The organism is Methylocystis sp. IM3 (assembly GCF_038070105.1).
Classification (GTDB): domain Bacteria; phylum Pseudomonadota; class Alphaproteobacteria; order Rhizobiales; family Beijerinckiaceae; genus Methylocystis.
The window spans coordinates 2,599,865-2,625,883 of sequence record NZ_JBBPBZ010000002.1 but is presented as its reverse complement, the minus strand read 5'-3'; the positions used below and the strand labels follow the sequence as shown (position 1 = coordinate 2,625,883).

Annotated in this window: 25 protein-coding genes; 10 read left to right on the top strand and 15 right to left on the bottom strand. The window is 66.3% G+C overall.

Translation table 11 applies throughout. The annotated features are described in order from the left end of the window. The first annotated feature begins 129 nt into the window (after positions 1–129). From WOC76_RS14765 to WOC76_RS14750, 4 genes are all read left to right on the top strand, one after another. Positions 130–1,479 (top strand): tetratricopeptide repeat protein, encoded by a 1,350-nt coding sequence (locus WOC76_RS14765; RefSeq protein ID WP_341105825.1) that lies wholly within the window; start codon positions 130–132, stop codon positions 1,477–1,479. A gap of 18 nt (positions 1,480–1,497) precedes the next feature. Continuing rightward, complete coding sequence (locus WOC76_RS14760; RefSeq protein WP_341431473.1) at positions 1,498–2,493, top strand: FecR family protein; 996 nt, start codon at positions 1,498–1,500, stop codon at positions 2,491–2,493. Positions 2,494–2,600: 107 nt separating this feature from the next. Then, positions 2,601–4,817, top strand: coding sequence for a CHASE2 domain-containing protein (locus tag WOC76_RS14755; RefSeq protein ID WP_341105827.1), 2,217 nt, complete (start codon positions 2,601–2,603; stop codon positions 4,815–4,817). 45 nt (positions 4,818–4,862) lie between these two features. Continuing rightward, complete coding sequence (locus tag WOC76_RS14750) at positions 4,863–5,564, top strand: HD domain-containing protein (protein WP_341105828.1); 702 nt, start codon at positions 4,863–4,865, stop codon at positions 5,562–5,564. On the opposite strand, the gene WOC76_RS14745 is transcribed toward WOC76_RS14750, so the two are convergent. The 9 genes from WOC76_RS14745 to carB all read right to left on the bottom strand — a co-directional run bounded on the left by WOC76_RS14745 (position 5,528) and on the right by carB (position 17,467). Then, positions 5,528–6,016: a CinA family protein gene (locus WOC76_RS14745; protein ID WP_341105831.1), complete on the bottom strand. Its 489-nt coding sequence runs from the start codon at positions 6,014–6,016 to the stop codon at positions 5,528–5,530. The genes WOC76_RS14750 and WOC76_RS14745 overlap by 37 nt on opposite strands. 16 nt (positions 6,017–6,032) lie before the next feature. After that, positions 6,033–7,526: a bifunctional metallophosphatase/5'-nucleotidase gene (locus WOC76_RS14740; protein ID WP_341431472.1), complete on the bottom strand. Its 1,494-nt coding sequence runs from the start codon at positions 7,524–7,526 to the stop codon at positions 6,033–6,035. Positions 7,527–7,630: 104 nt separating this feature from the next. Then, positions 7,631–8,620, bottom strand: coding sequence for a L,D-transpeptidase (locus tag WOC76_RS14735; RefSeq protein ID WP_341431471.1), 990 nt, complete (start codon positions 8,618–8,620; stop codon positions 7,631–7,633). Between the two features lie 233 nt (positions 8,621–8,853). Next, complete coding sequence (gene glyS / locus WOC76_RS14730) at positions 8,854–11,031, bottom strand: glycine--tRNA ligase subunit beta (protein WP_341105836.1); 2,178 nt, start codon at positions 11,029–11,031, stop codon at positions 8,854–8,856. Positions 11,032–11,182: 151 nt separating this feature from the next. After that, on the bottom strand, positions 11,183–11,422 hold the full coding sequence (locus tag WOC76_RS14725; protein ID WP_341105839.1) for a CDGSH iron-sulfur domain-containing protein: 240 nt from the start codon (positions 11,420–11,422) through the stop codon (positions 11,183–11,185). Between the two features lie 10 nt (positions 11,423–11,432). Then, the gene (gene trxB / locus WOC76_RS14720; RefSeq protein ID WP_341105841.1) at positions 11,433–12,398 is read right to left on the bottom strand and encodes a thioredoxin-disulfide reductase; all 966 of its coding nucleotides are present in this window, start codon (positions 12,396–12,398) and stop codon (positions 11,433–11,435) included. 44 nt (positions 12,399–12,442) lie between these two features. Further along, on the bottom strand, positions 12,443–13,465 hold the full coding sequence (locus tag WOC76_RS14715; protein ID WP_341431470.1) for a mitochondrial fission ELM1 family protein: 1,023 nt from the start codon (positions 13,463–13,465) through the stop codon (positions 12,443–12,445). After that, complete coding sequence (gene greA, locus WOC76_RS14710; protein WP_341105843.1) at positions 13,462–13,938, bottom strand: transcription elongation factor GreA; 477 nt, start codon at positions 13,936–13,938, stop codon at positions 13,462–13,464. Before greA ends, WOC76_RS14715 begins: the two co-directional genes overlap by 4 nt. A 193-nt stretch (positions 13,939–14,131) precedes the next feature. Beyond that, the gene (carB, locus tag WOC76_RS14705) at positions 14,132–17,467 is read right to left on the bottom strand and encodes a carbamoyl-phosphate synthase large subunit (RefSeq protein WP_341105845.1); all 3,336 of its coding nucleotides are present in this window, start codon (positions 17,465–17,467) and stop codon (positions 14,132–14,134) included. Between the two features lie 506 nt (positions 17,468–17,973). Here carB and WOC76_RS14700 point away from each other — a divergent pair. Continuing rightward, positions 17,974–18,249, top strand: coding sequence for a hypothetical protein (locus WOC76_RS14700; protein WP_341105847.1), 276 nt, complete (start codon positions 17,974–17,976; stop codon positions 18,247–18,249). A 59-nt stretch (positions 18,250–18,308) separates the two neighbouring features. Here the strand turns inward: WOC76_RS14700 and WOC76_RS14695 are convergent, their stop codons facing one another. Continuing rightward, positions 18,309–19,034, bottom strand: a complete 726-nt coding sequence (locus WOC76_RS14695) for a response regulator transcription factor (protein ID WP_341105849.1) — start codon at positions 19,032–19,034, stop codon at positions 18,309–18,311. Positions 19,035–19,269: 235 nt separating this feature from the next. Between WOC76_RS14695 and WOC76_RS14690 the strand changes: the two genes are divergently transcribed. Then, positions 19,270–19,557 carry a c-type cytochrome gene (locus WOC76_RS14690; RefSeq protein ID WP_341105851.1) on the top strand — a complete coding sequence of 96 codons (288 nt, stop codon included), beginning with the start codon at positions 19,270–19,272 and terminating at the stop codon, positions 19,555–19,557. A 1-nt stretch (position 19,558) separates the two neighbouring features. After that, positions 19,559–19,933, top strand: a complete 375-nt coding sequence (locus tag WOC76_RS14685) for a GtrA family protein (RefSeq protein ID WP_341105853.1) — start codon at positions 19,559–19,561, stop codon at positions 19,931–19,933. 3 nt (positions 19,934–19,936) lie between these two features. Here the strand turns inward: WOC76_RS14685 and hemF are convergent, their stop codons facing one another. The 3 genes from hemF to WOC76_RS14670 all read right to left on the bottom strand — a co-directional run bounded on the left by hemF (position 19,937) and on the right by WOC76_RS14670 (position 22,191). Further along, complete coding sequence (gene hemF / locus WOC76_RS14680; RefSeq protein ID WP_341105855.1) at positions 19,937–20,848, bottom strand: oxygen-dependent coproporphyrinogen oxidase; 912 nt, start codon at positions 20,846–20,848, stop codon at positions 19,937–19,939. Positions 20,849–20,915: 67 nt separating this feature from the next. Further along, a complete protein-coding gene (locus tag WOC76_RS14675) occupies positions 20,916–21,593 on the bottom strand; it encodes a hypothetical protein (protein ID WP_341105856.1) in 678 nt (225 codons plus the stop codon). Positions 21,594–21,699: 106 nt separating this feature from the next. Further along, complete coding sequence (locus WOC76_RS14670) at positions 21,700–22,191, bottom strand: tRNA (cytidine(34)-2'-O)-methyltransferase (protein WP_341388833.1); 492 nt, start codon at positions 22,189–22,191, stop codon at positions 21,700–21,702. A 266-nt stretch (positions 22,192–22,457) separates the two neighbouring features. Between WOC76_RS14670 and petA the strand changes: the two genes are divergently transcribed. The 3 genes from petA (at position 22,458) to WOC76_RS14655 (ending at position 25,173) form a co-directional block, all read left to right on the top strand. After that, positions 22,458–22,988, top strand: a complete 531-nt coding sequence (petA, locus tag WOC76_RS14665) for a ubiquinol-cytochrome c reductase iron-sulfur subunit (protein WP_341105858.1) — start codon at positions 22,458–22,460, stop codon at positions 22,986–22,988. A 63-nt stretch (positions 22,989–23,051) separates the two neighbouring features. Then, entirely contained in the window at positions 23,052–24,290 is a 1,239-nt protein-coding gene (locus WOC76_RS14660) for a cytochrome b (protein ID WP_341105861.1), read from the top strand. A gap of 34 nt (positions 24,291–24,324) precedes the next feature. Continuing rightward, positions 24,325–25,173: a cytochrome c1 gene (locus WOC76_RS14655; RefSeq protein WP_341105863.1), complete on the top strand. Its 849-nt coding sequence runs from the start codon at positions 24,325–24,327 to the stop codon at positions 25,171–25,173. Positions 25,174–25,304: 131 nt separating this feature from the next. Here the strand turns inward: WOC76_RS14655 and WOC76_RS14650 are convergent, their stop codons facing one another. Together WOC76_RS14650 and WOC76_RS14645 are read right to left on the bottom strand one after the other, a co-directional pair. Then, on the bottom strand, positions 25,305–25,724 hold the full coding sequence (locus WOC76_RS14650) for an EVE domain-containing protein (protein ID WP_341105864.1): 420 nt from the start codon (positions 25,722–25,724) through the stop codon (positions 25,305–25,307). After that, a complete protein-coding gene (locus tag WOC76_RS14645; RefSeq protein ID WP_341105866.1) occupies positions 25,725–26,006 on the bottom strand; it encodes a YciI family protein in 282 nt (93 codons plus the stop codon). Positions 26,007–26,019: the final 13 nt, after the last annotated feature.

Below are 26,019 nucleotides of genomic sequence, written 5' to 3'. Positions count from 1 at the left end.
TGCCGGAGCCGTGATTTCACGGCTGGATAGAGGTTTGTGCCACAAGGCCGTGGCCGCCCCGGTCCTGGATGGCTTATTGTCAAGTTGAAGGTTCGGCGCGATGAAACTCCTGTTATCCGGGAGCGGCGCGTGCGCTTTTTCAAACTGCAACCGACGCGATTTTTCCTTGTCGCCCTGATGGCCGCCGCGATGTGCGCGCCCGCGGCCGCGCAGGACGCCCGCGCCGAACGCGACCGGCTCGCCGCGCATATTCAGGCCCATCCGGAGGACGACGCCGCGACCTATCGCTTCGTCGCTCTCGCGACCGAACTGAGAGATGACGAGGCCGCCATCGGGGCGCTCGAGCGGCTGCTGATGTTCAATCCGGACCTGTCCCGGGCGCGCAAGGAACTCGGGTTTCTCTATGCGCGGCTGGGGAATTGGGCCGTCGCCGCGCAGCATCTCAAGGAGGCGCGCAAGAGCCAGAGCCTCGACGCTGTGCAAAAGGCCCAGATCGACGCGCAACTGCCGGATATCGAGAAGCGAACGCAGCCGAGCCGCCTGACGGTTCGGCTTCACACGGGCCTTCGCGCCCAGTCCAACGCCAATTATTTTCCAGCCAGTTCGCTGTTTCAGATCGGCGGGGCGGGCACGGTTTCGCCCGGCGGGCCGAGAGGCGACGTCAATGCGTTTCAACTCGTGCAGGCCGCGCATGACTACGAATTCGGCAGTCAGCGCGGCGATCAACTCGAGACGCGTTTGACCGCCTATGCGACCGAGCAGTTCAGGCTGCCGCAATACAGCGTCGCGCTCTTCGCCGCTTCGATTGGCCCCCGCTTCTTCATCCCGCAGGGCGCCGTTCAGGGCCTCTCGATCCATCCTTATGCAAGCGGGGCGGTCTCTCTGCTCGGGTCGAACAATTATCTCGATACGGGCGGCGCGGGGGCGAGTCTGCGGGCCGATCTGACCCCCGACTTCTGGCTGGAGCCGGGCGCCGAGTGGCGCAGCCTGTGGGTCGCACGGGCGCCGAGCGCCTTTGGCGTCGCGCCCGAGGCGACGCTCTCGACGCTCGCGACGGGCGACGCCGTCACGGGCTATCTCAACGGCGGCTATGCGCTTTTCGACGCCGTGCGACTCGAAGGCCGCATCGGCTACACGCGCGCCGGGGCCTTTTATGCCGCACAGAGCTCCAACCAATTCGACGCGCAGGCGATGCTGCGGCTCGAGGTCGATTCGCCGCATCCAGCCCTGGCGCGACGGTGGACAATCTCGCCTTACGCGCGCTTCACCCATCTCGCCTTCGACGCGCCCAATCCGCTCGTCTCGCCCTTCGTGGCGCGGCGCGATGCGGCGTGGACCTATGGGGTCATGCTGGATGCGCCCGTGACGCCCATGCTCGGCTTCGCGGCCAATCTCGAATTTGCGCGCAACGACTCGAACCTGTCGAACTTCTCGACGCGCAATGTGTCGGTCTCCTTCGGCCCCACGGCGAAATTCTAGAGGAGGGCGCGCGGCGTCATGGTCAGGCTTCACAAGCGCATCGTCGGCGTCCTCTCCCTCGCGCTGGCGTTCTCCACGGCGGCGGGGGCGGAGAGAGTCGGCAATGTCGGCGCCGTCAATCCGGCGGCCTTCGGCGCCCCGCCCGGCGCCGTGCGTCGCGCGCTTTCTCTGGGGCAGGGCGTCGAGAAGGGCGAACGCATCGACACGGCCGGGGAGGGGAGCGCGCAGATCGTCTTCGACGATTCCTCGACGCTGACGGTCGGACGCAACAGTTCCGCGGTGATCGACGACTTCGTTTACCGAGGCGCCTCCGGCAGCCAGGGCGTCCGGCTCGCCAAAGGCGTCATGCGGTTCGTGGGCGGCGGGGTGAGCCATGGAGCCGGCGTCAGTCTGAGAACGCCGACGGCGGTCATCGGGGTGCGCGGCGGTTCGGTCCTCCTGCGGACCGGGGGCGACTGCGAAACCCTCGTCGTGCATCAGATCGGCGTCGTCGAAGTGATGGGCCCCGATGGCGGGGCGCAGACGCTCAACCGCCCCGGCTTCGGCGTCTGCGCCTCCGAATCGGGCGTTTCCGAACCTTTCCGCGTGCCGCCGGAGACCATCGCCGCCATGGTCGCGGACATGGGGAGCCGCCGCGGCCAATCCGGCGGCGCCCGCGTCAGCCATTCCAACGACAGCGCCGCGGCGCTCGGGGACCACGCCCCGGCCAGCGTCGAGCCGTCGCCGGGTCTTTCGGCGCTCGCGCCCGTCTGGGCCGGCGGCGCGTTGGTGCAGAGCAGCGCCAACGCCACTAATCAGCCCGCGCCACCCCAACCGCGCCCCGCGCCGACGGCGTCGCAGCAGGAGGCTCCCCAGCCCCCCAAGCCGCCGGCGCCGCCCCCTCCTTCTCCGCCGCCGCCTCCACCTCCACCTCCACCTCCTCCACCGCCGCCGCCTCCACCGCCGCCTCCTCCTCCGCCTCCTCCGCCTCCGCCCCATCATCCCCATGGCTGCACTGGCTGCGACGACGACTAAGCGAGGGAGAGGCTCGGAACCTCAGTCTTGTTGAACTGTCCGGCGTGAACTAGCGTGGCCGAAACGCCTGAGTGGCCGCGCGATTGCGCGATTCTGACGGAGCGCCGATGCTCTCGCGCAAACAAGTCTTTCTGGTCGCCGCGCTCCTCGCCGGCCTGCTGACGCTGCCCTGGGGCCTGTTGCAGCCCCGTCTGCTCGACGACCTGCGCAACATGGTCTTCGATCATTTTCAGCGCCTGTCGCCACGCGTCTATGATCCCGAGGCGCCGGTGCGCGTCGTCGGCGTCGACGAGGACAGCCTGAAGGCTTACGGCCAGTGGCCCTGGCCGAGAACCCGCATTGCCGCGCTCGTCGACCGGCTGAGCGAACTGGGCGCGGCCGCCGTCGCCTTCGACTTCGTCTTCGCCGAGCCGGACCGCGCCAGCGCCCGGATGCTCGTCGACTCGCTGCCCGATGCGAAGCTGCGCGCCGATGTCTCGCGGCTCGTCGCCAAGGCTCCCGACAGCGACGTCCTGTTCGCAGAGGCTGTGGGTCGCGGGCCGGTCGTGGTGGGCGCGACGCTCGCGGCGCAGGGCGCCAGGTCCTTCCCCGTGAAATCGGGCGTCGTCGCCGCGGGCGACGATCCGCTGCCTTTTGTCTATGAGTTTCAGGGGGCCATCCTGCCGCTTCCCCCATTGATCCAGAAGGCGCGGGGGCTCGGCGTCACCAACTGGCTGCCGGATCGCGATCTCGTCGTGCGGCGCGTGCCGCTGCTCCTGCGCGTCGGCGACGCCATGGCGCCCTCGCTCGCCCTCGAAGGCTTGCGCGTGGCGCAAGGGGAGCCGAGCGTTATCGTGCGCTCCTCCAACGCCAGCGGCGAAACGGCCCTTGGCGCGCAGACGGGGGTCAACGCCGTGAAGGTCGGCGCCTTCGAGATCGCCACGGGATCGACGGGCGACGTGCGGCCGCGTTACGCCTTCAGGGACCCACGCCGGACCATCTCCGCCCAGGCGGTGCTGGAGGGCCGGGTTCCGCGCAGCGAAATAGAGGGCCGCATCGTCTTCGTCGGCGCACTCGCGACGGGGCTCGGCGACGTGCGCGCGACGCCGCTGGAGCCGGTCGTTCCCGGCGTCGAAGTCCATGCGCAAATCGTGGAGGCGCTCACGAGCGGGGCGCTGCTGTCGCGCCCCGACTGGGCGCTGGGGCTCGAAATCGTCCTGTCGGCGGTGGCCTTTCTGGCGACGATGCTCGTTCTCTTTCTGGCGCCCCTGGCCGTCTCCACGCTCTATGCGCCGCTCGCCGTGGCCGGCCTGTTCGGCGGCTCCTATCATCTCTTCGAAAAATACGGGCTGCTGCTCGATCCCGCCTATCCGAGCCTCGTGGTGATCGGCTCGTACGTCGTGGGCGCGGTCATGCTGTGGCGCTTCGAGAATTCAGCGCGCCGCCAGGTGCGCAACGCCTTCGGCAAATTCGTCGCGCCCGCAGTCGTCGACCGCCTCGCCGAAAATCCGCAGCTCCTTGTGCTCGGCGGCGAGACGCGCGAGCTGACGGTGCTCTTTTCCGATCTGCGGAACTTCTCCGGCCTCTCCGAGGGCATGAGCGCGCGCGAACTCACCCAATTCATGAATGATTATCTGACGCCCATGACCGACGCCATTCTCGAATGCGAGGGCACGGTCGACAAATACATGGGCGACGCCATCCTCGCCTTCTGGAACGCGCCGCTCGACATCGCCGACCATCCGCACAAGGCGCTGAAGGCGGCGCTGGCGATGCGCGAGTCGCTCGTCGCTTTCAACGCGGCGCGGGCCAGGGCGGCGCAGGAGGCGGGGCGTCCCTATGTGGAGGCGCGCATGGGCTGCGGCCTCAATCTCGGCCCCTGTAACGTCGGCAATATGGGCTCGGTGCGCCGCTTCGATTATTCGATCCTCGGCGATAATGTGAATCTGGCCTCGCGGCTCGAGGGCGCGAGCAAGGCGTTTGGCACGGACATCATCGCGTCCGGCGCCGTTCGGGACGCGGCGCCGGACATGGCCTGGCTCAATCTCGGTCGCATCGTGGTCGTCGGCCGAAGCGAGCCGACCCCCGTTTTCTCGCTCGCGGGCGACGACCATTTCGCGGCATCTCAACCGTATGTGCGCTGGCGCACAGCGCATGACGAGATGCTGGCAGAGTATGAGGCGGGTCGCTTCGACGGCGCTGCGGCGCGCGCGGCGGACCTTGCGCAAACGCATCCGGGCCTCTGGGCAAGCCTCTACAAGGCCCTAGAAAAACGATATGCGGGCCTCGCCCGGGAAAGCGTGCAGGAAGGCTGGTCCTCGGTATGGAATTTGACAAGCAAATAGACGTCCGCCACGCACTTCCAAAACACGGCTTCCCACGGTTTCGGTATGACTGACGCAATCGTCCAAAAATACTGGTCGCTACTCGCCTCCCGCCACGACGCCGGCGCCTTCGCCGCTCTCGACGCCGCCTATTGCGAGCCCCAGCGCGCCTATCACGCCTGGGGCCACATTGCCGATATGCTGCAAAAGCTCGATAGTCTGCCGCATCTCGCCGCGCGTCCCGATCTCGTCGCGGCGGCGATCTTCTGGCACGATTCGGTCTATCTCACCCTCGAAGCCGACGGCCGCCCGCGCACCGACCCGGAAAATGTGCGCGACAGCGCCGCGCTTTTCGAAAGCCATTCGAAATTCGACGACATGGAGCGCGACGCCGTTCACGACCTCATCATGGCGACCGCCCACCATATGAAAGCGCGGGCGCGCAAGGAGTATTATCCCGGCTTCGCGCAGGACCTCGATCTCTTTCTGGATCTGGACCTCTCCTCGCTCGCGGCGCCCTGGCCGGTCTTCCTCAAGAATTTGGATGACATCCGCTTCGAATTCGCCTGGGCCCCCGAGCAAGAGTTCTTTCTCGGACGCACGAAGATGCTCGAGAGTTTCCTCGGCGGCGGCGAGGCGCTTTTCCGCCTGCCGCAAACGCGGGCGCTGTGGCTCGAGGCCGCGCGCGCCAATCTTCTGCGCGCGGACGCCGAGTTGCGCGAGAAGATGGCTCAAGCCCCCGAGAGCAGCATTTCCAGCGCCTGCTGAACCGCGCTTTCACGAATCTCGCTTCGGGTGAGAGGGCCGAAGCGGCGCTCGACATGACGGGTCGCCGCGCCGCGCCGCGCCAGCGCAAAGTGAACGAGCCCCACGGGCTTTTCCGCCGAGCCGCCGCCAGGCCCGGCGATTCCCGTGATCGCGACGGCGAGATCGGCGCGGGAATGCGCCAGCGCACCCTCGGCCATGGCGCGCGCGACGTCCGCGCTGACGGCGCCATGGGCGAGGATCAGCGCCTCCGGCACGCCGAGCATGTCGCGCTTGGACTCGTTGGAATAAGTGACGAACCCGCGGTCGAAAATCTCGCTCGACCCGGCGATGTCGGTGATCGCGCCGGCGACGAGGCCGCCGGTGCAGGATTCGGCTGTCGCGGCGACGAGCCCGCGCGCGCGAAGCGCGGCGAAAAGCTGTTGCGCGAGTTCGGTCAGATGAGCTTGCACCATTTGTCCCTGCGGTCGTTCACTCGATCGTAATGCGCCCATCGGTCCTCGGCGCGATGGCGCCCGCCCGGCGGATCGCCTCGATGACGACGGCGGAGACGAGCGGCGCTGCGTCTCCGCTGACGAGAGGCTTCGCGCGCAGAAAGGCGTCATATCCATCCTTCCCGCTCGCGAGATAGTCGTTGGTCGCGACCTTGTAGAGGCGCATTTCGTCGAGCGGCGCGCCAGCCGCCTCGATGGAGGAGAGGCGGGACCCCGGAACGGCGTCGCCCCGCAGCCGAAGGCGCGCGCCGGATATTTGCGCGAAGCGCCCGGCGTCCTTGCCGAGCGCGCCATAGGCGCTTTCCAGCACGGCGCGCAGATCAGCGCCGCTGAGTTCGAGCGTCACAAGCCTGTTGGCGAAGGGCAGGGCGGCGAGAACGCTCTTGCGCGTCAACGTGGCGCCGGAGGCGAGAACCGCGTCGCCGCGAATGGCGCCGCCATTGAGGATTGCGACATCCGCGCCCGCCGCCTCCCGCATGGCGTCGGCGAGAAAATCGCCGAGCGCCGTTTCGCGCGTGCGCACGCTCGCCTTGCGGCCGTCGAGTTCCGTGCGCGTGGCGCCGATCGGCTCGTCGAGGCCCTTGTCCAGCCTCGCGCGGATTTCGACGGCGCGCGCGGCGACCGCAGGGTCCGGCGCCGCGTCGGCCGTATCGAGAATGCGGAACCTCGGGGTCCATGTCACCTTGCGCGCAGGCGCGTCGGAAATGGAGATGGCGAGATCGACCGCCACGAGCTGCGCGCCGTCGGCCTGCGTCTCGGCGATGGCCGTGCGGCCGTCGAAGGCCACGAAGAGGTTGTGATCGTGGCCGGAGAGGATGACGTCGACGAGCCCGGTCTTGGCCAGCCGCAGATCGTCCTTCCATTCGGAATGGGTGACGGCGACGATGAGATCGGCGCCCGCCTCGCGCAGTTTCCTTGACTCCCGCCGCGCGGTCTCGATGGCGGGCGCAATGCGCAGCGTCCCCGTGTTGGAGCGCTTGTCCGATTCGTCCTCGGTCAGGCCGAAGACCCCGAGCCGCACGCCATCCATCTCGATGATCCTGCTGTCGGCGAAGCCGGGCATGAGATTTCCCGCGCCGTCGCGCAGATTGGCGGCGAGGCGCGTCGCCTGCAAATCGCCCATGCGTGAGCGGAAAATGTCTTCCCCAAAGTCGAACTCGTGATTGCCGGGCGTGAAGACGTCGACGCCGATGAGATTGAAGAGCTCCACGATGTGGGCGCCTTTGTCGAGGCTCGACAGCAGGGAGGGGGAGAGCGTATCGCCCGCAAAGGCTACGAGCGTGTTTTGCGCCTTCGCGCGCTCGGCCTTCAACGCGCCAGAGACGCGCGCAAAACCGCCGCGCCCGTTGCGCTCGTCCATCTCGTAGATGTCGCTGAAGACGATGAGCGTGAGATGTGCGGTGCGCTCCGAAGCCCTCGCCCAGCCAGCGAGGGCGAGAAGCAGCAGGACGGCGGCGAGAATGCGGCGCATGCGTTTTCATCCCGTATTGGATCCGGGACCGCATGTTGCCGCGCCCGCATGACGGTTTCAACGCCGCCGGGGTGGATGGCCGCCCCGCCTGACGGCGAGAGCCCTCACCCCGTCGTGACGATCACGAAATCCTTGCCCGTGCGGCTGTCGGGCGAGAGCGGGGCGTCGGTGAGCACCATGGTCATGCCGGGGTGCATCCGCTGCTGCATCGCCTCAACGAAGGCCGGATCGGCGGCGATCCTTTGCATCACGGCGTCGTCGCGCATGGCGGGCGACGCCGCGGCGCTATGGGTGATCGCGCTCCAGCGCAGGCCGCGCGCGTCATTGGCTGCGCCGTTGAGCACGAAGACATGCGAGCCCAGCGCGTCGCCGCCCTTCAGCGTCAGCTTCGAGCGCGCGACGACGCGGTCGTTTTCGATGAGTTCAATCACGCGGTCGGCCGAGGAGACGATGACGCTCGTCACGGGGTAACTCTCGGCGGCCGCCCAGTCGGACGGAAGCTTCTTGCCGTCGAGGCTCGACACCACCTGTTCAAATTCATGCTCCGCATAGCCCGAAAGCACCATGCCGGGATGCGTCAGCTCCCAGGGATCGGTGTGGGCGCCGGCGATGATCACCGGCGTCCCGACATGGGTGACGCCGAAGAGCAGCTCCGAGAATTTCATCGGCAGGCGCACGCAGCCGTGAGAAGCGGGATAGCCCGGCAGATTGCCGGCGTGCAGCGCGACGCCCGACCAGGTCAGCCGGTTCATGTTCGGCATCGGCGCGTCATCATAGATCGAGGAGTGGTGGTTCCTGTCCTTTTCGAGCACGACGAAAACGCCGGTGGGCGTTTCGTGTCCCTGCTTCCCGGTCGAACAGGTCGAGACCGCGATTCGGACGCCGTTGCGATAGACGTGGACGCGCTGTTCCGGGATCGACACGACAACCGAGACGGGGCCCGACTCGGAGCGTTCCGGATGCCAGGTGAATTCGCCGGGCTTGAGCTGCGAAATCTCCTTCAACATCTCATTGGCGAAGGCCGGGCGCGCGGCGAAAGCGGCGGCGCCAGCCGCATAAAGAAACATGCGACGCGAAAAGCAATGCCTGATCATCATATGTCTCCCCTGTTACCGGGACGTGTCGCGCCAGTAACACGGCCGACTCCGTCGGCCAAGCTGTCAATAAGGGAGAAGGGTTTGTGCGCGTGTGCGCGGGCGCACGAGGCGCGCGGGGCAGGGGCGGTGATCCCCCCACCCGGCGGGCCGCCCTCCCCGCAAGGGGGAGGCATTTGGGGCTCATCTAAAGGGTGAGGGCGCGCGTTCCCCTTGCGGGGAGGGCGGGAACTTTAGGCCCCCGCTTCGCCCGCGACCTTGCCGAAATCGGCGACGCCCATCATCACGCGCCGAAGCTCCGCGAGCAGACGCAGGCGGTTGAGGCGCAAATCGGCGTTGTCGGCGTTCACCGTCACATGATCGAAGAAGGCGTCGACCGGTTCGCGCAGATGGGCGAGCGCGCGCATGGCGCCCTCAAAATCTTCCTTCTCCAGCCGCTCGGCCGTTTCCTCCCGCGCGCGGGCGATGGCCGCCGCGAGCTTGTGCTCCTGCGGCTCGATTCGAAGATTGGGCGTGTGGCGGTGGGCGTAGGCCTGCGCGCCGTCCTTCTTTTCCTCGGCCTTGAGGATGTTGACCGCGCGCTTGAAGCCCGCGAGCAGGTTCCGGCCGTCGTCGGTGGCGAGGAATGTGTCGAGCGCCTCGACCTTTCTGGTGATCATGAGCAGATCGTCCTGTAGCGGCGCGCCGGCGGCTTGCGCCTCTCCGGAGTCGGCGGCCGCCACGGCGCCGAGAGCCGCATCTATCAGATCGTAGCGCGCCCCCTTGTCCCGCAAGTAGACCTTCAGGCGATCGATGAAAAATTCCAGGAGGTCGGCGGCCGTCACGCCGACCATGCCCCCGTCCGTCTTCTTCAGCGATTTGGCGTGGAAGGAGAAGTCGTTGTAGTGGCGGTCGACGATCCGCGAGAGCGGCGCGCGCAATTCGTTCTCCAGAACGATGCGAATCACGCCCAGGGCCGCGCGGCGCAGCGCATAGGGGTCCTTGCTACCGGTCGGCTTCTCGTCGATCGCCCAGAAGCCGACGAGCGTATCGAGCTTGTCCGCGAGCGCCACCGCGATGGCGACCGGGTCCGTCGGGATACGGTCGCTCGGCCCCTGCGGCTTGTAATGCTCCTCGCAGGCGGTGGCGACAGAAGCGTCCTCGCCCTGGGCGCTCGCGTAATAGCGGCCCATCAGGCCCTGAAGCTCAGGGAACTCGCCGACCATCTCCGAGACGAGGTCGGCCTTGCACAAGGTCGCCGCGCGGGCGGCCTTTTCGGGATCGGCGCCGACGAGCGGCGCGAGTTCGCGCGCGAAGGCGGCGATGCGCTTCACGCGCTCGCCCTGCGTGCCGAGCTTCTCGTGGAAGACGATCTGGTCGAGCTTCGGGAGGCGGTCTTCGAGCCTCGTCTTGAGGTCGGTCTCGTAGAAGAATTTGGCGTCCGACAGGCGCGCGGCGATGACGCGCTCATTGCCCGCGACGATGGTCGCGCCGCCGTCCTCCGCCTCGATATTCGAGACCAGGATGAAGCGGTTGGTCAACGCGCCGCCCTTGCGCAGGACGAAGCACTTCTGATTCACGCGGATCGTGGCGCGAATGACTTCCGGCGGGATCGACAGGAAGCTTTCGTCGAAAGACCCCATCAGCGTCACCGGCCATTCGACGAGGCCCGCGACCTCCTCGAGAAGCCCGGCGTCCTCGATCAGTTCGAGCCCCCGCGCGAAGGCGAGATCCTTTGCGTCGTGCAGGATGATGTCGCGCCGCCGCGCCGGGTCGATCACGACCCTGGCGCGCTCCAGCCCCATGGCGTAATCCTCGAAGCGCCGCACCCGGAACGGCGCGGGCGCGAGGAAACGATGGCCGCGCGTCACGTCGCCCGACGGGATGCCCTCGACCTCAAAGGGAACGATGTCGGGCGTCTCGGTCTCCGGCCCGAAGGTCGCGACGATGGAATGCAGCGGCCTCACCCAGCGCAGGCTGTCGCTGCGCTCCGACGCGGCGCCCCAGCGCATGGATTTGGGCCAGGGGAAGCTCTTGACGATCACGGGCAAAATCTCGGCGAGAACGTCGATCGTGGCCGCGCCCGCGCGCTCGATGACCGCGAGGTAGAATTCCGCGCCCTTCTTGTCCTTCTCGATTTTCGCCTGATCGAGGGAGGAAAGCCCCGCGCTTTTCAGAAAGCCCTGGATCGCCGCCTCCGGCGCGCCCACGCGCGGCCCTTTGCGCTCCTCGCGCACATCCGGCTGGCGGCCGGGCAGGCCGACGACCTGAAGGGCGAGGCGGCGCGGCGTGGCGTAGGCCGCGGCGCCCTCATAGGTCAGGCCGCGGTCGACGAGGGCGTTGGTGACGAGCTTCTTGAGATCGTCCGCCGCCTGCCGCTGCATGCGCGCCGGAATTTCTTCGGAGAAAAGTTCGAGCAGGAGGTCGGGCATTCGGTCGTCTTTGTCGCGGGGCAGGGGGGAATCCCGGGGTGATGTTTAGTGCCCCCTGCGGCGCCGCGCAAATCGGTTCGGCTGCGCGTGGCTCACGCCTGCGGCCCCTCCCCGCCGCCGGCGGGGGAGGGAGACCGCCCGTCGCCGCCGGTCAGAGCTCCTTGTGCGTGCCGTCGCAGAGGGGCTCTTTCTTCGAGTGCTTGCAGCCGCAGAAGAACGCCTTGCCGGTGGCCTCGGCCTTGTAGGCGACGGGGGTGATTCCCGTGCCCTGATGGGCGCCGTCGCAGAAGGGCTGATTGGCGCTGCGGCCGCAGGCGCACCAATAATAGGTCTTCCCCTCCTCGACCTCGACCGGCATGGCTTTCTTCTGGAAGATGACGCGTTCGCTCATTTTGCTCTCCTTAGACCGGCTCCGTGGCCAGCGCCGGCGCGTCGAGCAGGAACTTCTCCACTTCGAGCGCCGCCATGCAGCCCAGACCGGCCGCGGTCACGGCCTGCCGGTAGATTTCGTCAGCCACGTCGCCCGCCGCATAGACGCCGGGGATGTTGGTGCGGGTCGTTCCCGCCTCGACGGCGATATAGCCCGAGGGCTTCACCGTGAGCTGACCCTTGAACAGTTCGGAAGCCGGCGCATGGCCGATGGCGATGAACACGCCCTCGGCGTCGAGCGTCTGCGTTTCGCCTGTCTTGACGTTCTTCACCCGCGCGCCGGTGACGGAGAGGGGGCCCTCCACGCCGAGGATTTCGTCGATCACATGGTCGAACAGGACCGTGACGTTCTGCTGCCGGCGCAGGCGCTCCTGCAGTACGCGCTCGGAGCGCAGCATGTCGCGGCGGTGCACCAGCGTCACATGCGAGGCGAGGTTGGAGAGATAGAGCGCCTCCTCGACGGCGGTGTTGCCGCCGCCGACGACGACGACTTTCTTGCCGCGGAAGAAGAAGCCATCGCAGGTCGCGCAGGCCGAAACGCCGAATCCCTTGAATTTCTCCTCGCTCGGAATGCCGAGCCATTTGGCCTTGGCGCCCGTCGCGACGATCAGCGCGTCGCAGCTGTAGGTCGTCCCGCTGTCCCCGATCAGGGTGAAGGGGCGCTTGTCCAGGCGGGCCTCGACGATATGGTCCGAGACGAGCCGCGTGCCGACATGTTCGGCCTGGAGGCGCATCTGCTCCATCAGCCAGGGGCCCTGAATGGGCTCGGCGAAGCCGGGGTAGTTCTCGACCTCGGTCGTGATCATGAGCTGGCCGCCCTGGTCGAAGCCGGCGATGAGCATGGGCTCGAGCATGGCGCGGGCCGCATAGATCGCCGCCGTATAGCCGGCCGGGCCGGAGCCGATGATGATGACGCGCGCATGCTGGGGGGCGGACATTTGAAAACTCGCAGGTCTGTCGTGACGAGCCGGCAATCTAACGATTATGCGCCGCGCCGCAACTCTCGGAACCGCGCGTAATCCGCTGCGATGCGCCGCGCGATTTCCGGCGTGGAGTTGAGCGGCGCGTAGGTCCAGTCCTCGAACGGCCCGCGCCAGAGGCGGATGGCGCCGGCGGCTTCCAGCGCGGCGAGATAGGCCCGGATCTTGCGGCGCGGCGCCAGCGGCTCGATCACATGGACCGGAACGCCGGTGGCGACCGCCTCGCCCACCATGCTCACGCTGTCGCCGGTGACGACGATGCGGTCGGCGTTGGCCAGCATGGAGACATAGGGGTTCTCGCCGGCGCCGTCCCAGCAGAAGCCGCCCGGCGCCGAAAGCGCCGCCCGCAGCGCCCGCGCGACCTCGGGCGGCGTGCGGCGCGAGGGGGTCGCCATGACGCCATAGCCGCCCGCGAGCAGGGCCGCGGCGATATGGTCGAGGTCGTGAACGACGCCCTCGGCGCCGCCGATGAGCAGGGCGACCAGGGGGCGCGGCAGGCCGGCGATGCGCGGATCGGGCGTGGCGCGGGCCTCGGCGAGCCGCGCGTCGCTGATTCGGTTCGGCGGCGTGAGGGGAGAGATGACATTGTCGCCGGCCAGGCGATCATGACGCGGCGCGACGATGAGGTCGGCGGCCGCTTTCCCGAGCGCCGGGGCGTTGACATAGACCGTGAAGACGCGCCCGCCCGAGTCGCGCTTCAGACGGCGCAGCGCCGGCAGCGTGCGCCGTCCGGCGGCGAGCGCGATATCCGGGTAGGGCGGCGCAAAGGCGAAGGCGTCGCGCGGGTCGGGCGGGCCGAAAGGCGCGAGCCAGGAATAGGGGGCGCGCGGCGCGACGGCGCGAATGTCGGGGACGAGGCCCAGAGCCTCCGCGAGCCCGAGCGTCTGCGCCTCGTGCCCGGCGCGGCCGTCGGCGAGGACGCGGAGGGCGGCCCCGCTCTCTCCGAGCGCGGGGAGGGTCTCGATGAAGGCCTGCGCCGGCTCCCTCTCCCACGTCTGCGGAAGAGGGCTGGGCAGGGGGGTCACACGAAAGCGACCTTCAAGATCTCGTAGCTCTTGCCGCCGCCGGGGGTCTTCACCTCCACCGTATCGCCGACCTTCTTGCCGATGAGCGCGCGGGCGATGGGGCTCGTGATGGAGACACGGCCGCTTTTCACGTCGGCCTCGGTCTCGCCGACGATCTGATAGGCTTTTTCTTCCTCGGTATCCTCGTCGACGACGGTGACGGTTGCGCCGAATTTGATCGTGGAGCCCGTGAGCTTGGAGACGTCGATGACTTCGGCGCGGGAAAGCTTGTCCTCGAGGTCGGCGATGCGGCCCTCGTTGAGCGACTGGGACTCCTTGGCGGCGTGATATTCAGCGTTCTCCGAGAGATCGCCATGCGCGCGCGCTTCGGCGATCTGCTGGATGATGCGCGGCCGGTCTTCCTGCTGACGGCGGCGCAGTTCCTCTTCGAGCGCCGCATATCCCGCGGCTGTCATGGGCACCTTGTCCACCATTTCTCGCACTTCGCTCCGATCATTGGCGGGAAAGCGGCTCCCCGCGCGGGCATCGCGCCCGGCGCGGGACGCGCGCGCCCCCGAATCACACGACTGACATCTGTGCCGCAAAATCGGCGCCGGCAGCGAGCCGGCGACGCTTCAGGGCGCCCGAAAGCGCGCCTGGGGCTCCGTCTTCGTTTTCCTTGTTTTCTCAGTCTTTCGCCGGCTGGAAATAGTCCTGTAGCGCCCGCGCCTCGAGGTCTCCCGACACATAGGCCCTGACCCCCTGCGCCGCCGCGATCGCGCCGGCGAGAGTCGTATAATAGGGAACCTTATGCAGAAGGGCGGCGCGGCGCAAGGAACGCGAGTCGGCCAGCGCCTGTGCGCCTTCGGTCGTGTTGAACACGAGCTGAATCGCGCCGTTCTTGATGGCGTCGACGATATGCGGCCGGCCTTCCGAGACCTTGTTGATCTTCTGCGCGGCGATGCCCTCCTCCTGAAGGAAGCGGGCGGTGCCGCCGGTCGCGACCACGCTGAAGCCGATTTCCTTCAGCTCGCGGATGGCCGGGACGATGCGCGGCTTGTCCGCGTCCCGAACCGAGACGAAGACGACGCCCTCGCGCGGCGCCTTGGTGCCGCCGCCGAGCTGGCTCTTCACGAAGGCCGCGTCGAAGGCGACGTCGAGGCCGATGACTTCGCCGGTCGAGCGCATCTCCGGGCCGAGCACCGTGTCGACGCCGGGGAAACGCGCGAAGGGGAAGACGGCCTCCTTCACGCCGATATGGTTCAGCGGCCCCGAGGGCAGGGTGAAGCCGGAGAGCTTCTCGCCCGCCATGACGCGCGCGGCGATCTTGGCGAAGGGCGCGCCGACGACCTTGGCGACGAAGGGCACGGTGCGCGAGGCGCGGGGATTGACCTCGAGCACGTAGATCTCGCCGTCCTTCAGCGCGAACTGCACATTCATCAGGCCGATGACGCCGAGCGCCATGGCGAGGCTCTTGGTCTGCGCCTCGAGTTCGGCGACAACCTCCGGCGTGAGCGAGCGGGGTGGCAGCGAGCAGGCCGAGTCGCCCGAGTGAATGCCCGCCTCCTCGATATGCTCCATCACCCCCGCGATCGCCGCCTGTTCGCCGTCGGCGATGCAGTCCACGTCCACTTCGATGGCGTCGGTGAGATAACGGTCGAAGAGCAGCGGGTTCTTGCCGAGCACCATATTGATCTGCCCGGTCTTGTCATTGGGGTAGCGCGTCTTGATCTCGGACGGCACGAGGCTCGGCAATGTGCCGAGGAGATAATCATCGAGCGCGTTGGTGTCGCGAATGATGGCCATGGCGCGGCCGCCGAGCACATAGGACGGCCGCACGACGAGCGGCAGGCCCAGTTCGCCCGCGACGATGCGCGCCTGTTCGACCGAATAGGCGATGCCGTTCTTGGGCTGCTTGAGGCCGAGCTTGTCGAGGAGCCGCTTGAACCGGTCGCGATCTTCGGCGAGGTCGATCGAATCGACGGGCGTCCCGAGGATGGGGGCGCCCATGGCGGCGAGGCCGTGCGCCAGCTTCAGGGGCGTCTGGCCGCCATATTGGACGATCACGCCGGTAAGCGTTCCTCGAGACTTCTCGATGTCGAGGATTTCGCCCACGTCCTCATTGGTGAGCGGCTCGAAATAGAGGCGGTCCGAGGTGTCGTAGTCGGTCGAGACGGTCTCCGGATTGCAGTTGATCATGATCGTTTCGAAGCCGGCGTCGTCCAGCGCGAAACAGGCGTGACAGCAGCAATAGTCGAACTCGATGCCCTGTCCGATGCGGTTCGGCCCGCCGCCGAGAATGACGACTTTCCTGCGATCCGAGGGCTCCGCCTCATTCGCCGGCGCGCCTGCGAAAGGCGTCTCATAGGTCGAATACATATAAGCGGTGGGGGAGGCGAATTCCGCCGCGCAGGTGTCGATGCGCTTGTAGACCGGGCGCACGCCGAGCGCGTGGCGCGCGGCGCGCACGGCCGCTTCCTCCATGCCGGCGAGCGTCGCGAGGCGCGCGTCCGAGAAGCCGGCGAATTTCAGCCGGCGCAGATTTTCGGCGTCCGTGGGCAAGCCGAATTTCTTCACTTTCTCTTCAAGCGAAACGATCTCGGCGATGCGCGCGATGAACCATGGGTCGATCTTGCTCGCCTCGTGGATTTCGTGCTGGCTCATGCCGAGGCGCAGCGCCTGGCCGACGACGAGCAGGCGGTCCGGCGTCGGCGTACCGAGCGCGCCGCGCAGCACATTCATGTCGTCGCCCTTGCCGAGCCCCTCGATCTCGATGTCGTCGAGGCCGCAGAGGCCCGTCTCCAGCGAACGCAGCGCCTTTTGCAGAGATTCCGCGAAGTTGCGGCCGATGGCCATGGCTTCGCCGACCGACTTCATGGCGGTCGTCAGCACGGGCTCTGAGCCGGGGAACTTCTCGAAGGCGAAGCGCGGAATCTTGGTGACGACGTAGTCGATCGTCGGCTCGAAAGAGGCCGGCGTCGCGCCGCCGGTGATGTCATTGGCGATCTCGTCCAGCGTGTAGCCGACGGCGAGACGCGCGGCGACCTTGGCGATGGGAAAGCCCGTCGCCTTGGAGGCGAGCGCGGAGGAGCGCGACACGCGCGGATTCATCTCGATGACGATCATGCGGCCCGTGCGCGGATCGACCGCGAATTGCACGTTGGAGCCGCCGGTCTCGACGCCGATCTCACGCAGCACGGCGAGCGAGGCGTCGCGCATGATCTGATATTCTTTATCGGTCAACGTCAGAGCCGGCGCCACGGTGATGGAGTCGCCGGTGTGCACGCCCATCGGATCGATGTTCTCGATCGAGCAGACGATGATGCAATTGTCCGCCTTGTCGCGGACGACCTCCATCTCGTACTCTTTCCAGCCGAGCACGCTCTCTTCGATCAGCACTTCGCTCGTGGGCGAGGCGTCGATGCCGCGCTCGACGATCTCGATGAATTCCGCCTTGTTGTAGGCGATGCCGCCACCCGTGCCGCCGAGCGTGAACGACGGACGAATGATCGCCGGAAGGCCGATGTCGTCCAGGGCGTCGAGCGCTGCGGTGAGCGTCTTCACATGATGCGAGCGCGGCGTGTCGAGGCCGATCTTGGTCATCGCCTCGCGAAAGCGTTCGCGGTCTTCAGCCTTGTCGATCGCCTGGGCGGTGGCGCCGATCATCTCGACGTCGAATGTCTTCAAGACACCCATCTTTTCGAGCGAGAGCGCGCAATTGAGCGCCGTCTGGCCGCCCATGGTCGGGAGCAGGGCGAAGCCGCCGGGGACGGCGTAGCGTTCCTTCTCGATGATCTTGGCGACGAATTCGGGCGTGATCGGCTCGACGTAGGTGCGATGCGCCAGATCGGGGTCGGTCATGATCGTCGCCGGATTGGAGTTGACGAGCACGATCCGGTAGCCTTCCGCCTTCAGCGCCTTGCAGGCCTGTGTGCCGGAATAATCGAATTCGCAGGCCTGGCCGATGACGATGGGGCCCGCGCCGATGATCAGGATGGTCGATATGTCGGTTCTTTTCGGCATGTCGCTTCTGTGGTTCGGCGCGGCTTGCGCACGTTGCTTTCGCCCTCACGTCCAGGGACCCGCCCGGCAGGTCGCCTCGACGCATGGGGCGATCAAGGGAATTCGTCCTCTCGGCGTCCTCGCCTGCTGGCGCCGCCCCGGAAGGGGTCGCCGCGTGGCGAGAAAGCCGTCGCCCGTCTCCGCGCCCTTCCGGGGGAAGCGCGCGCATAAAAAAAGGCCGCGTCTCCGGCCCTCTGGACCGGTACGCGTCCCGTATATGCCCGTCTCGCGGGCGGCGAGCGGGCGCGCCCGGCTCGGAAGTCGACGTGTTGTTAGACGATTATCGGCCGGATGAGAAGGGGGCAAAGCCCGGACCGCGCTTCGCCTTTGGAAGGCGCTGCGCGCACATTGGGCGCGTTGCTCAATTCGGCCACATAAAAACGCTCATTTTGTGCAGTTTACGGATTTCCGTACTTCCCCATTTTGGGCGGAACAGCCAAGATTGATTCGTCAGATTTGATAAGGTCTTGTGGCTGCTGCTGGTGGAGAAGATGTCGATCTCTGGAGATTCATCGGTTGCCGAGGCCGTGGGCCGTCGGATTCTCGAGCGAAACGGTTCGGACCTCATCGAGTTCTTTTATCTCCTCGACGAGAAGAATACGCTCGCCTTGCTACGTGAATTCGTCGTCCTTCGCGATGACGACCAGGCAAAAATCATCGAGTTTTTCAGAAAGATGAACCAGCGCGGCGATCTGAAGCTTGCCGTCGGCCGCGATGGCTTGTCTATCCGGCCCGGGGGTTGAGGGGGGCTGGAGCGAGGCGGCTCCGGACCGGATTCCTGCCACCGGGACGGAGCCGCCCGTTACCCAATCAGGCCGTGGCGGATGGCCAAGACAATCGCTGAGGTGCGGTTCACGGCGTTGAGCTCCTGCTTGAGCTGCCGCATGTATTTGTCGACCGTGTGTCCTGACACATTGAGGATCAACGCGATTTCCTGATCGGTCTTACCCTCGGCCGCCCATTTCAGGGTCAGGATCAGGCGCTCGGAGAGGCGCGGCGCTGCAATCAGGCGGTCAATTTTCACGAACCTCACAAAAGCGTAATGCGCAAAGAAGGCGAGTGTTCTCGCGACTTCCGGGCTCGATGACAGCTCGGGTCCGAAGAACCCGAGACCAAAGACGCCCGCGTCAGTCTCCACCACGGGGAAGAGCAGCCCTTTCCCTCCCGAAATCCAGCCATCCCGGCAGCGCGCGCATTCGACGACCCAATGCGTCATTATGCCAGTCTCGGGCGCGCGCCCGAAGAGATGCGTGCGGTTCTCAGCGAGGATGGCGGACGGCGCCTTCGGCTCCGCCTCCGCGTCGGGCGGCGGGTGGGAGCGCCAGCAGCCGGTCTCCGCGCAGGGCCCGGATGGATGCGCGGACAATTCCCCGGGGATCGCGCCCGCGATGATCGAGACCGCCCCGAATTGCAGAGCCATCTCGAGCAGGCGGAGCCCCAGGGCGCGCACCGATGTCGCCTCGTCCAGCGACTTGACCGCCTTGTCGGCGGTGGCGATTCTGGTGAGGAGCCAATCTTCGGACGCCAAGCTCGACCCACCTAACTTTTTGGTGACGATCCGTGAAGAAACATCATGTTCTGATGAGCTTGAGTTATTCGACCAATATCCTCGTGCATCAAGTGAAATCGTCTTCGTGGAGTGTTTTTCGATGATTTTTGCGCTGGTTTCGCTTGCCACACGCGTTATTTTGCAACTAAATGTAACGATTCGAGGGTCGGCAAAGATTCAAAGCTCGTCCCCGGCGCGGAAAGCGCCGCCGACGGTGATTCGCGCCTGTGCTCTCTCTCTGGCCGCGCTCGCCGCGCCGGCGCTGGCGGAGGAGCTTCCGGGCGCCCTCGCGGAATGCGCCGCCTGTCACGGGATGGACGGGATCGGGCGGGATGTCGAAATCCCCAATCTCGCGGGCCAGCACGAGCGGTATCTCTACACACAGCTTCAGGCGTTCAAATCCGGCCGGCGCCCGCACAAGGAGATGCGCTACGAGAGCCGCCATCTCTCCGACGAAGAGATGCAGGGGCTGGCGCGCTATTACGCCCAGCTTCCGCGCTGACATGGCTGTCTTTCGCCAGCTTACGGCCTATGCGTCGGTCGGCGCGGCGGCGACGGCGCTGCACTACGCCCTTCTGATCGGCCTGGTGGAGGCGGGCGGCTGGCCCCCGGTGCCCGCGACGCTGTGCGGCTATGTCGCCGGGGGCGTGGTGGCTTACGTTCTCAACCGCCGCCACACTTTCGCAAGCGACCGCTCCCACGCCGAGGCGGGCTGGCGCTTCGCGCTGACGGCGTTCCTCGGCTTCTGCATCACTTTTGCGCTCATGAGCCTGTTCGTGGCGCGGCTCGGGGCGCCCTATCTGCCGGCGCAGGCCGTCACGACGCTCATCGCCATGTTCGTCACCTTCGCGATCAACAGGGCCTGGACCTTCGGATGAGGCTCAGGGCCATTTCACCGTCGGCGGCATGGAGGAGAGGATCGAGTCGACGTTGCCGCCAGTCTTGAGGCCGAAGATCGTGCCCCTGTCATAGAGCAGATTATACTCGACATAGCGTCCCCGCCGGACGAGCTGCTCCTCGCGTTGCGCCGCGCTCCAGGGGGTCGAGACATTGCGGCGCACGAGCTCGGGATAGATCGCGAGAAAGCTCTCGCCGACGTCGCGGGTGAAAGCGAAATCCTTGTCCCACGCGCTGTTTTGCGGATCGCCCGCGCTGTTGAAATAATCATAGAAAATGCCGCCGATCCCGCGCGGCTCCTTGCGGTGCGGCAGATAGAAATACTCGTCGCACCACGTCCTGAACCGCGCATAGTCGGCGACCGGATGGCGCGCGCAGGCGCCGCGCATGGCGGCGTGGAAGGCGACCGTGTCAGGGTCCTCCTGCGTGCGGCGGGCGTCGAGGACGGGGGTGAGATCGGCCCCGCCGCCGAACCAGGCTTTCGTCGTCACGACGAAGCGCGTGTTCATGTGCACCGCCGGCACATTCGGATTCCAGGGATGAGCGATGAGCGAGATGCCGGTGGCGAAGAAGCGGGGGTCTTCGGCGGCTCCGGGAATCTGTTTGGCGAATTCCGGCTGGAACGTGCCGAAGACGGTCGAGCAGTGGACGCCGGCCTTCTCGAAGACCCTGCCATGGATCATGCCCATGCGACCGCCGCCGCCCGGCGCGCCGTCGTGGTTGTTCCGCTCCCAGGGCGAGAGAACGAAGCGCCCCGGCGCCGTCGCCTCGGCGAAGGGGCCGGTCGCCTCCTCCTCCAGCTTCTCGAAGGCCGCGCAAATCCGGAGCTGCAACGCTTCGAACCATTCGCGCGCTGCGATCTTGCGGGCTTCGAGCTGGTTCTGCGCGGCGGTCATCGGCGTCTCCTTTTTTATCCCGCTTCTTCGCCGCCCTGAGCCGCGCTTGTCAATTGCTGCGCCGCGCTCAGCGCGAGGCGTAATGCGCCACCCTGGCGGGCTTGGGTTGCGCCTGGCCTTCCGGATGCAGGGCCGCAGCGCCGGAAAGGCCGGACGAGAGATATTGCAGGACGGCGGTCTTCACGTTCCAGCCGCGCGCTTCGAGCTTCGCGACATAGCAGCTCAGCGGCTTGCCGATGTCCCACCGGTCGCCCGCCAGTTTCCGGGCGCGCATCTCCTGAATGACGGACGCCTGCACCTCGGGGGCGGTTTCGAGCTTCACCAGGCCCATGTCCCGCAATTTGTGGTCGAGAGACAGATCTTCCAGCATCTGGGCGTCCGGATGTTCGAATTCGCAGAGATTGGGAAGCGCGCCGGCGTTCAGCAGCCGCTCGAAGAGTTCGGGCTTCATGCTGCGGATGTCCTTGAAAAGAGCGTCCTTCGCCGGTTCGTCGAGCGAGACGAGCAGGGGGATCGCGGGCGCGTCCTCCGGCGACCGGAAGACGACCTTGATGTTCAGCCCTTCGACCGACGACATGCGCCGGAAGCTCGAGACGGCGTCGACCACCGCTTCGCGGACCGAGGAAAATTCCGTGATGAAAGCCAGGACGAAAAGCCCGACGAGAGAAGTCACGAAAAGGCTTTTCAGCGAGGCCATCAGTCGGTTGAAGCAATAGAACGAGACGCGGACTGCCTGGAGAGTCATTTTCGCCTCCCGATGAAAGGTTAAGATCGCCTTAAAATCTCGGCGGTCGATCGCACCCTAGGAGGCCGAATGCGCGCGCGCTGTGCGCTGGCGCACGAGGCGGCCGCTAACAGGCGTTGGGCGCGTCCCGGCCGAGTTGGCGAAGCGCCTCGCCCATGACCATCGCCGCCGCGACCGCCACATTCAGCGAGCGCGCCGGCGGCGCCATGGGAATGCGCAGCGCAATGTCCGCGGCGGCGAACACCTCGTCCGGGACGCCTGCCGACTCGCGGCCGACGAGGAGAAGGTCGCCGGGCTGGTAGGCGATGGCGGTGTAGGGCGTGGCGGCGCGGGTCGAGAGCAGGAGCAGGCGTCGGCCCGCGCCCGCCGCCGCCTGCGCGGCGCGCCAGGACTGGAAGGCGTCGAAGGAGGCGTGCCGGCGAATCGTCACGAGATCGAGGTAATCCATGCCGGCGCGCCGAAAGGCGCTGTCCGTGACGGGGAAGCCCGCCGGCCCGATGATCGCCGCCTCGACGCCGAGGCAGGCGCAGGCGCGCAGCATCGTCCCGGCGTTTTGCGGAATGTCCGGCTGATAGAGCGCGAGCGTGAGCGGGATCATGGTTTATGAGACTTTGCGGCAAAACGCCGCGATTGTGCGACGCGGCGCGAAAGGCTGGGGCAATGGCAAAGATTTAAGCGCGGCGCAAGTGGACATGATGCCTGATTGGCGCCACATAAGCCGCGCGCGAGCGGGGTTCATTCCGTCTTTCGCCGGGCCGTGGCCTTGCGGGCTGGCGTGCGGCGCGTAAAAGTGAAACGATTGCTTCGAGTCGAGTTCGCGCTTGCAGCCGCTACCGACTCGCAGCGATTGGGAGAGGTCAAGGCGTGAACGACAGAATCTTTCAGAAAGCGCCGGCTGAGCCGAGCCGTCGGGACATTCTCTACATCGCCACGGGCGTGGCCGCGACCGTCGCCGCCGGCGGCATGGTCTGGCCGCTGATCTCGCAAATGAACCCGGACGCCTCCACACGGGCGCTCGCCTCGACGGAGGTCGATCTGTCGGCGATACCCGTGGGGCAGATCGTCACCGTCAAATGGCGCGGCAAGCCGGTCTTCATCCGTCACCGCACGCCGGAGGAGATCAAGGCCGCGGAAGACGTTCCGCTCGCCGAGCTGCCAGACCCCGAGCCCGACTCCAAACGCGTCCAGAAGCCGGAATGGCTCGTCATCATCGGCGTCTGCACGCATCTGGGCTGCATTCCCACTGGCAAGGCCGGCGAATTCGACGGCTGGTTCTGCCCCTGCCACGGCTCGACCTACGATGTCTCCGGCCGTATCCGCAGCGGCCCCGCGCCTTCCAATCTGGAAGTGCCGAAATATACTTTCCTGAACGACGCCAAGATCAAGATCGGATAGGCCCGGGCCTGCCCGCATATTCCCCGCGCCCTTAGCCGCGCCTGACGCATTCGAGAAAGTTCCATGAGCGGACATTCCCAATACACGCCCAAGAGCGGCTTTGCCCGTTGGCTGGAGCGCCGGCTCCCCATCATCAGCTTCATGTATGATTCCTTCGTCGCCTATCCGACGCCGAAGAATCTCAATTATCTCTGGACCTTCGGCGCCATTCTCTCCTTCATGCTGGTGGCGCAGATCGTCACCGGCGTGGTGCTCGCGATGCACTACACGCCGGAAACCACGCTCGCCTTCGACTCGGTCGAGAAGATCATGCGCGACGTGAACTGGGGCTGGGCGCTGCGCTACGCGCACGCCAATGGCGCCTCGATGTTCTTCCTCGCCGTCTATATCCACATCTTTCGCGGCATGTATTACGGCTCCTACAAGGAGCCGCGCGAGGTGCTCTGGATCCTGGGCGTCATCATCTTCATGGTGATGATGGCGACGGGCTTTCTGGGCTATGTCCTGCCCTGGGGCCAGATGTCCTTCTGGGCGGCGACGGTCATCACCAATCTGTTCTCGGCGATCCCCGTCGTCGGAACCGGCATCACGACCTGGCTGCTGGGCGGCTATTCGGTCGACAATCCGACGCTGAACCGCTTCTTCGCCCTGCATTATCTCCTGCCCTTCATCATCGTGGCGATCGTCGCCCTGCATGTCTGGGCGCTGCATGTGACGGGTCAGAACAATCCGACGGGCGTCGAGGTGAAGAACGTCAAGAAGGACACCGTTCCCTTCACGCCCTACGCGACGATGAAAGACGGTTTCGCGATCGCGGCCTTTCTGGTCCTCTACGCCTGGATGACCTTCTTTGTGCCCAACTACCTCGGCCATCCCGACAATTACATCGAGGCGAATCCGCTGGTGACGCCGCCGCATATCGTGCCGGAGTGGTATTTCCTGCCCTTCTACGCGATCCTGCGCGCGATCCCGAACAAGCTTCTGGGCGTCATTGCGCTGTTTCTGTCGATCCTCATCGCCGCGGCCTTGCCCTGGCTCGATCGCTCGCCGGTGAAATCGGGCGCCTATCGGCCGCTGTTCCGCAAGTTCTACTGGATATTCGTCGCCGTTTGCATCGGCCTCGGCTATCTCGGCGCGCAACCGGCGGAAGGCGTCTATCTCTGGCTCGCCCGCCTCTTCGCCCTCTACTACTTCCTCCATTACGTGATCATCCTGCCGCTCATCTCGAAATTCGAGAAGTCCGAGCCGCTTCCGGAATCCATCGACGCCGCCGTCGCCAGGGGCGAGGTCTCCCATGTCTGACGCCGGCAACATATTCGCCCAACAGGATTCTTCGATGACGCGCAGACCGTTCTTGTCTCTCCTTTCGGGAACCGCTCTGCTCGCGGCTGTCACCGGGTCGCCGGCCCTTGCGGAAGGGCATCACGAGAAGAAACCCGAGGTTCACGCCTGGAGCTTCGCCGGCTTCTTCGGACAATATGACAAGGCGCAGCTTCGGCGTGGCTTCAAGGTCTACAAGGAGGTCTGCTCGACCTGCCATTCCGTCAAGATGCTGGCCTTCCGCAATCTCGGCCAGCCGGGCGGACCCGAATTCACCGAGCAGGAGGTCGCCGATCTCGCCGCGACCTACAAGGTGAAGGACGGCCCCAATGACGCCGGCGAATATTACGACCGCCCGGCGAGGCCGAGCGACCGTTTCCCGCCGCCCTTCGCCAATGAGCAGGCCGCGCGCGCGGCCATGTCGGGTGCCTATCCTCCGGATATGTCGGTTCTCGCCAAGGCGCGCGGCTACGGCCGCGGCTTCCCGACCTTCCTACTCGATGCGGTCCCCGGCCTTTCCTACCAGGAGCACGGGGTGGATTACATCGCGTCGCTGCTCAAGGGCTATACCGACCCGCCGCACGATATGAAGATCCCGGACGGTCAGTATTACAACGCCTATATGGCGGGAAATCGCATCGGCATGCCGCCGCCTCTCTCGGACGGCGCCGTGACCTATGACGACGGGTCGCCGCAGACGGTCGATCAATACGCCAAAGACGTCACCGCCTTCATGATGTGGGTGGCGGAGCCGCATCTCGAGGCGCGCAAACATATCGGCCAGGGCGTTGTCGCCTTTCTGATCGTCTTTGCGCTGCTGCTTTATTTCACGAAGCGCAAGATCTGGTCGAACGTCGCGCACTGAAATCCGGGCGCCTTGCCCGCGCGCGTGGCGCGGGCGTCTCCCGCGCTGTTCGGCCGCTCCGCGCCGTAGCGGGAAGCCCTCGATTTCGATGCGGCCGGACCCCAACGGCGTCGACGCGCCCGATGTCGGCGCTAGGCTTTCTCTCCCGCGATCTTCATCACAACCGCCCACTCGGCGTCCGTCACCGGCTGCACCGAGAGCCGCGAATTGTTCACCAGGACCATGTCCGCGAGGCGAGGCTCGGCCTTGATCTCTGCGAGACTCACGGGCCTGGCGAGCGCCTTCGTCGCCATCACGTCGACCATGCCGAACTTGCCGGTCTGGTCGGTGGGGTCCGGGTAGTATTCCTTGATGATTTCAACGATTCCGACGATCGCGCGCTCTTCATTGGAGTGGTAGAAGAAGCCGCGTTCGCCTTTCCTCATCGCCATGAGATGTTTTTTGGCGAGATGGTTGCGCACCCCGTTCCAGAACGTGCCCTCGGCGCCGGCGGCGACCTGCTGGTCCCATGACCAGGTCGAGGGCTCACTCTTGAGAAGCCAATGGGCCATCTAGAGCGTCGCCCCGACGACGCGCTTCCAGGCGCGCAGCTCCACCCGTTCGAAAAGGCCCGCCTCCGCATAAGGATCCTGCGAGAGCAGGGCGCGGGCAGAAGCTTCGTCGGGGCACTCGAGGATCAGCATGGAGCCGACCGGCTTTTCGCCCTCCAGAAAGGGGCCGCCGAGCTTCACTTGCGCCGCATGCGTTTCGAGAAAGGCGAGATGGGCGGCGCGGGTCGAGAGGCGCAGATCGACGTGGTCACGCTTGTCGTAGCAAAGGGCGACGAAGAGCAAGGCTCAAAACCTC

Coding starts and splice junctions, on each gene's coding strand:
- glyS (WP_341105836.1), bottom strand. CDS start 11,031: ATGCCCGACCTCCTGCTCGAACTTTTCTCCGAAGAAATTCCGGCGCGC.
- WOC76_RS14735 (WP_341431471.1), bottom strand. CDS start 8,620: ATGATCAGGCATTGCTTTTCGCGTCGCATGTTTCTTTATGCGGCTGGC.
- WOC76_RS14660 (WP_341105861.1), top strand. CDS start 23,052: ATGAGCGGACATTCCCAATACACGCCCAAGAGCGGCTTTGCCCGTTGG.
- WOC76_RS14685 (WP_341105853.1), top strand. CDS start 19,559: ATGGCTGTCTTTCGCCAGCTTACGGCCTATGCGTCGGTCGGCGCGGCG.
- trxB (WP_341105841.1), bottom strand. CDS start 12,398: ATGTCCGCCCCCCAGCATGCGCGCGTCATCATCATCGGCTCCGGCCCG.
- WOC76_RS14675 (WP_341105856.1), bottom strand. CDS start 21,593: ATGACTCTCCAGGCAGTCCGCGTCTCGTTCTATTGCTTCAACCGACTG.
- hemF (WP_341105855.1), bottom strand. CDS start 20,848: ATGACCGCCGCGCAGAACCAGCTCGAAGCCCGCAAGATCGCAGCGCGC.
- WOC76_RS14750 (WP_341105828.1), top strand. CDS start 4,863: ATGACTGACGCAATCGTCCAAAAATACTGGTCGCTACTCGCCTCCCGC.
- WOC76_RS14670 (WP_341388833.1), bottom strand. CDS start 22,191: ATGATCCCGCTCACGCTCGCGCTCTATCAGCCGGACATTCCGCAAAAC.
- WOC76_RS14755 (WP_341105827.1), top strand. CDS start 2,601: ATGCTCTCGCGCAAACAAGTCTTTCTGGTCGCCGCGCTCCTCGCCGGC.
- WOC76_RS14760 (WP_341431473.1), top strand. CDS start 1,498: ATGGTCAGGCTTCACAAGCGCATCGTCGGCGTCCTCTCCCTCGCGCTG.
- carB (WP_341105845.1), bottom strand. CDS start 17,467: ATGCCGAAAAGAACCGACATATCGACCATCCTGATCATCGGCGCGGGC.
- WOC76_RS14725 (WP_341105839.1), bottom strand. CDS start 11,422: ATGAGCGAACGCGTCATCTTCCAGAAGAAAGCCATGCCGGTCGAGGTC.
- greA (WP_341105843.1), bottom strand. CDS start 13,938: ATGGTGGACAAGGTGCCCATGACAGCCGCGGGATATGCGGCGCTCGAA.
- WOC76_RS14650 (WP_341105864.1), bottom strand. CDS start 25,724: ATGGCCCATTGGCTTCTCAAGAGTGAGCCCTCGACCTGGTCATGGGAC.
- WOC76_RS14745 (WP_341105831.1), bottom strand. CDS start 6,016: ATGGTGCAAGCTCATCTGACCGAACTCGCGCAACAGCTTTTCGCCGCG.
- WOC76_RS14655 (WP_341105863.1), top strand. CDS start 24,325: ATGACGCGCAGACCGTTCTTGTCTCTCCTTTCGGGAACCGCTCTGCTC.
- WOC76_RS14740 (WP_341431472.1), bottom strand. CDS start 7,526: ATGCGCCGCATTCTCGCCGCCGTCCTGCTGCTTCTCGCCCTCGCTGGC.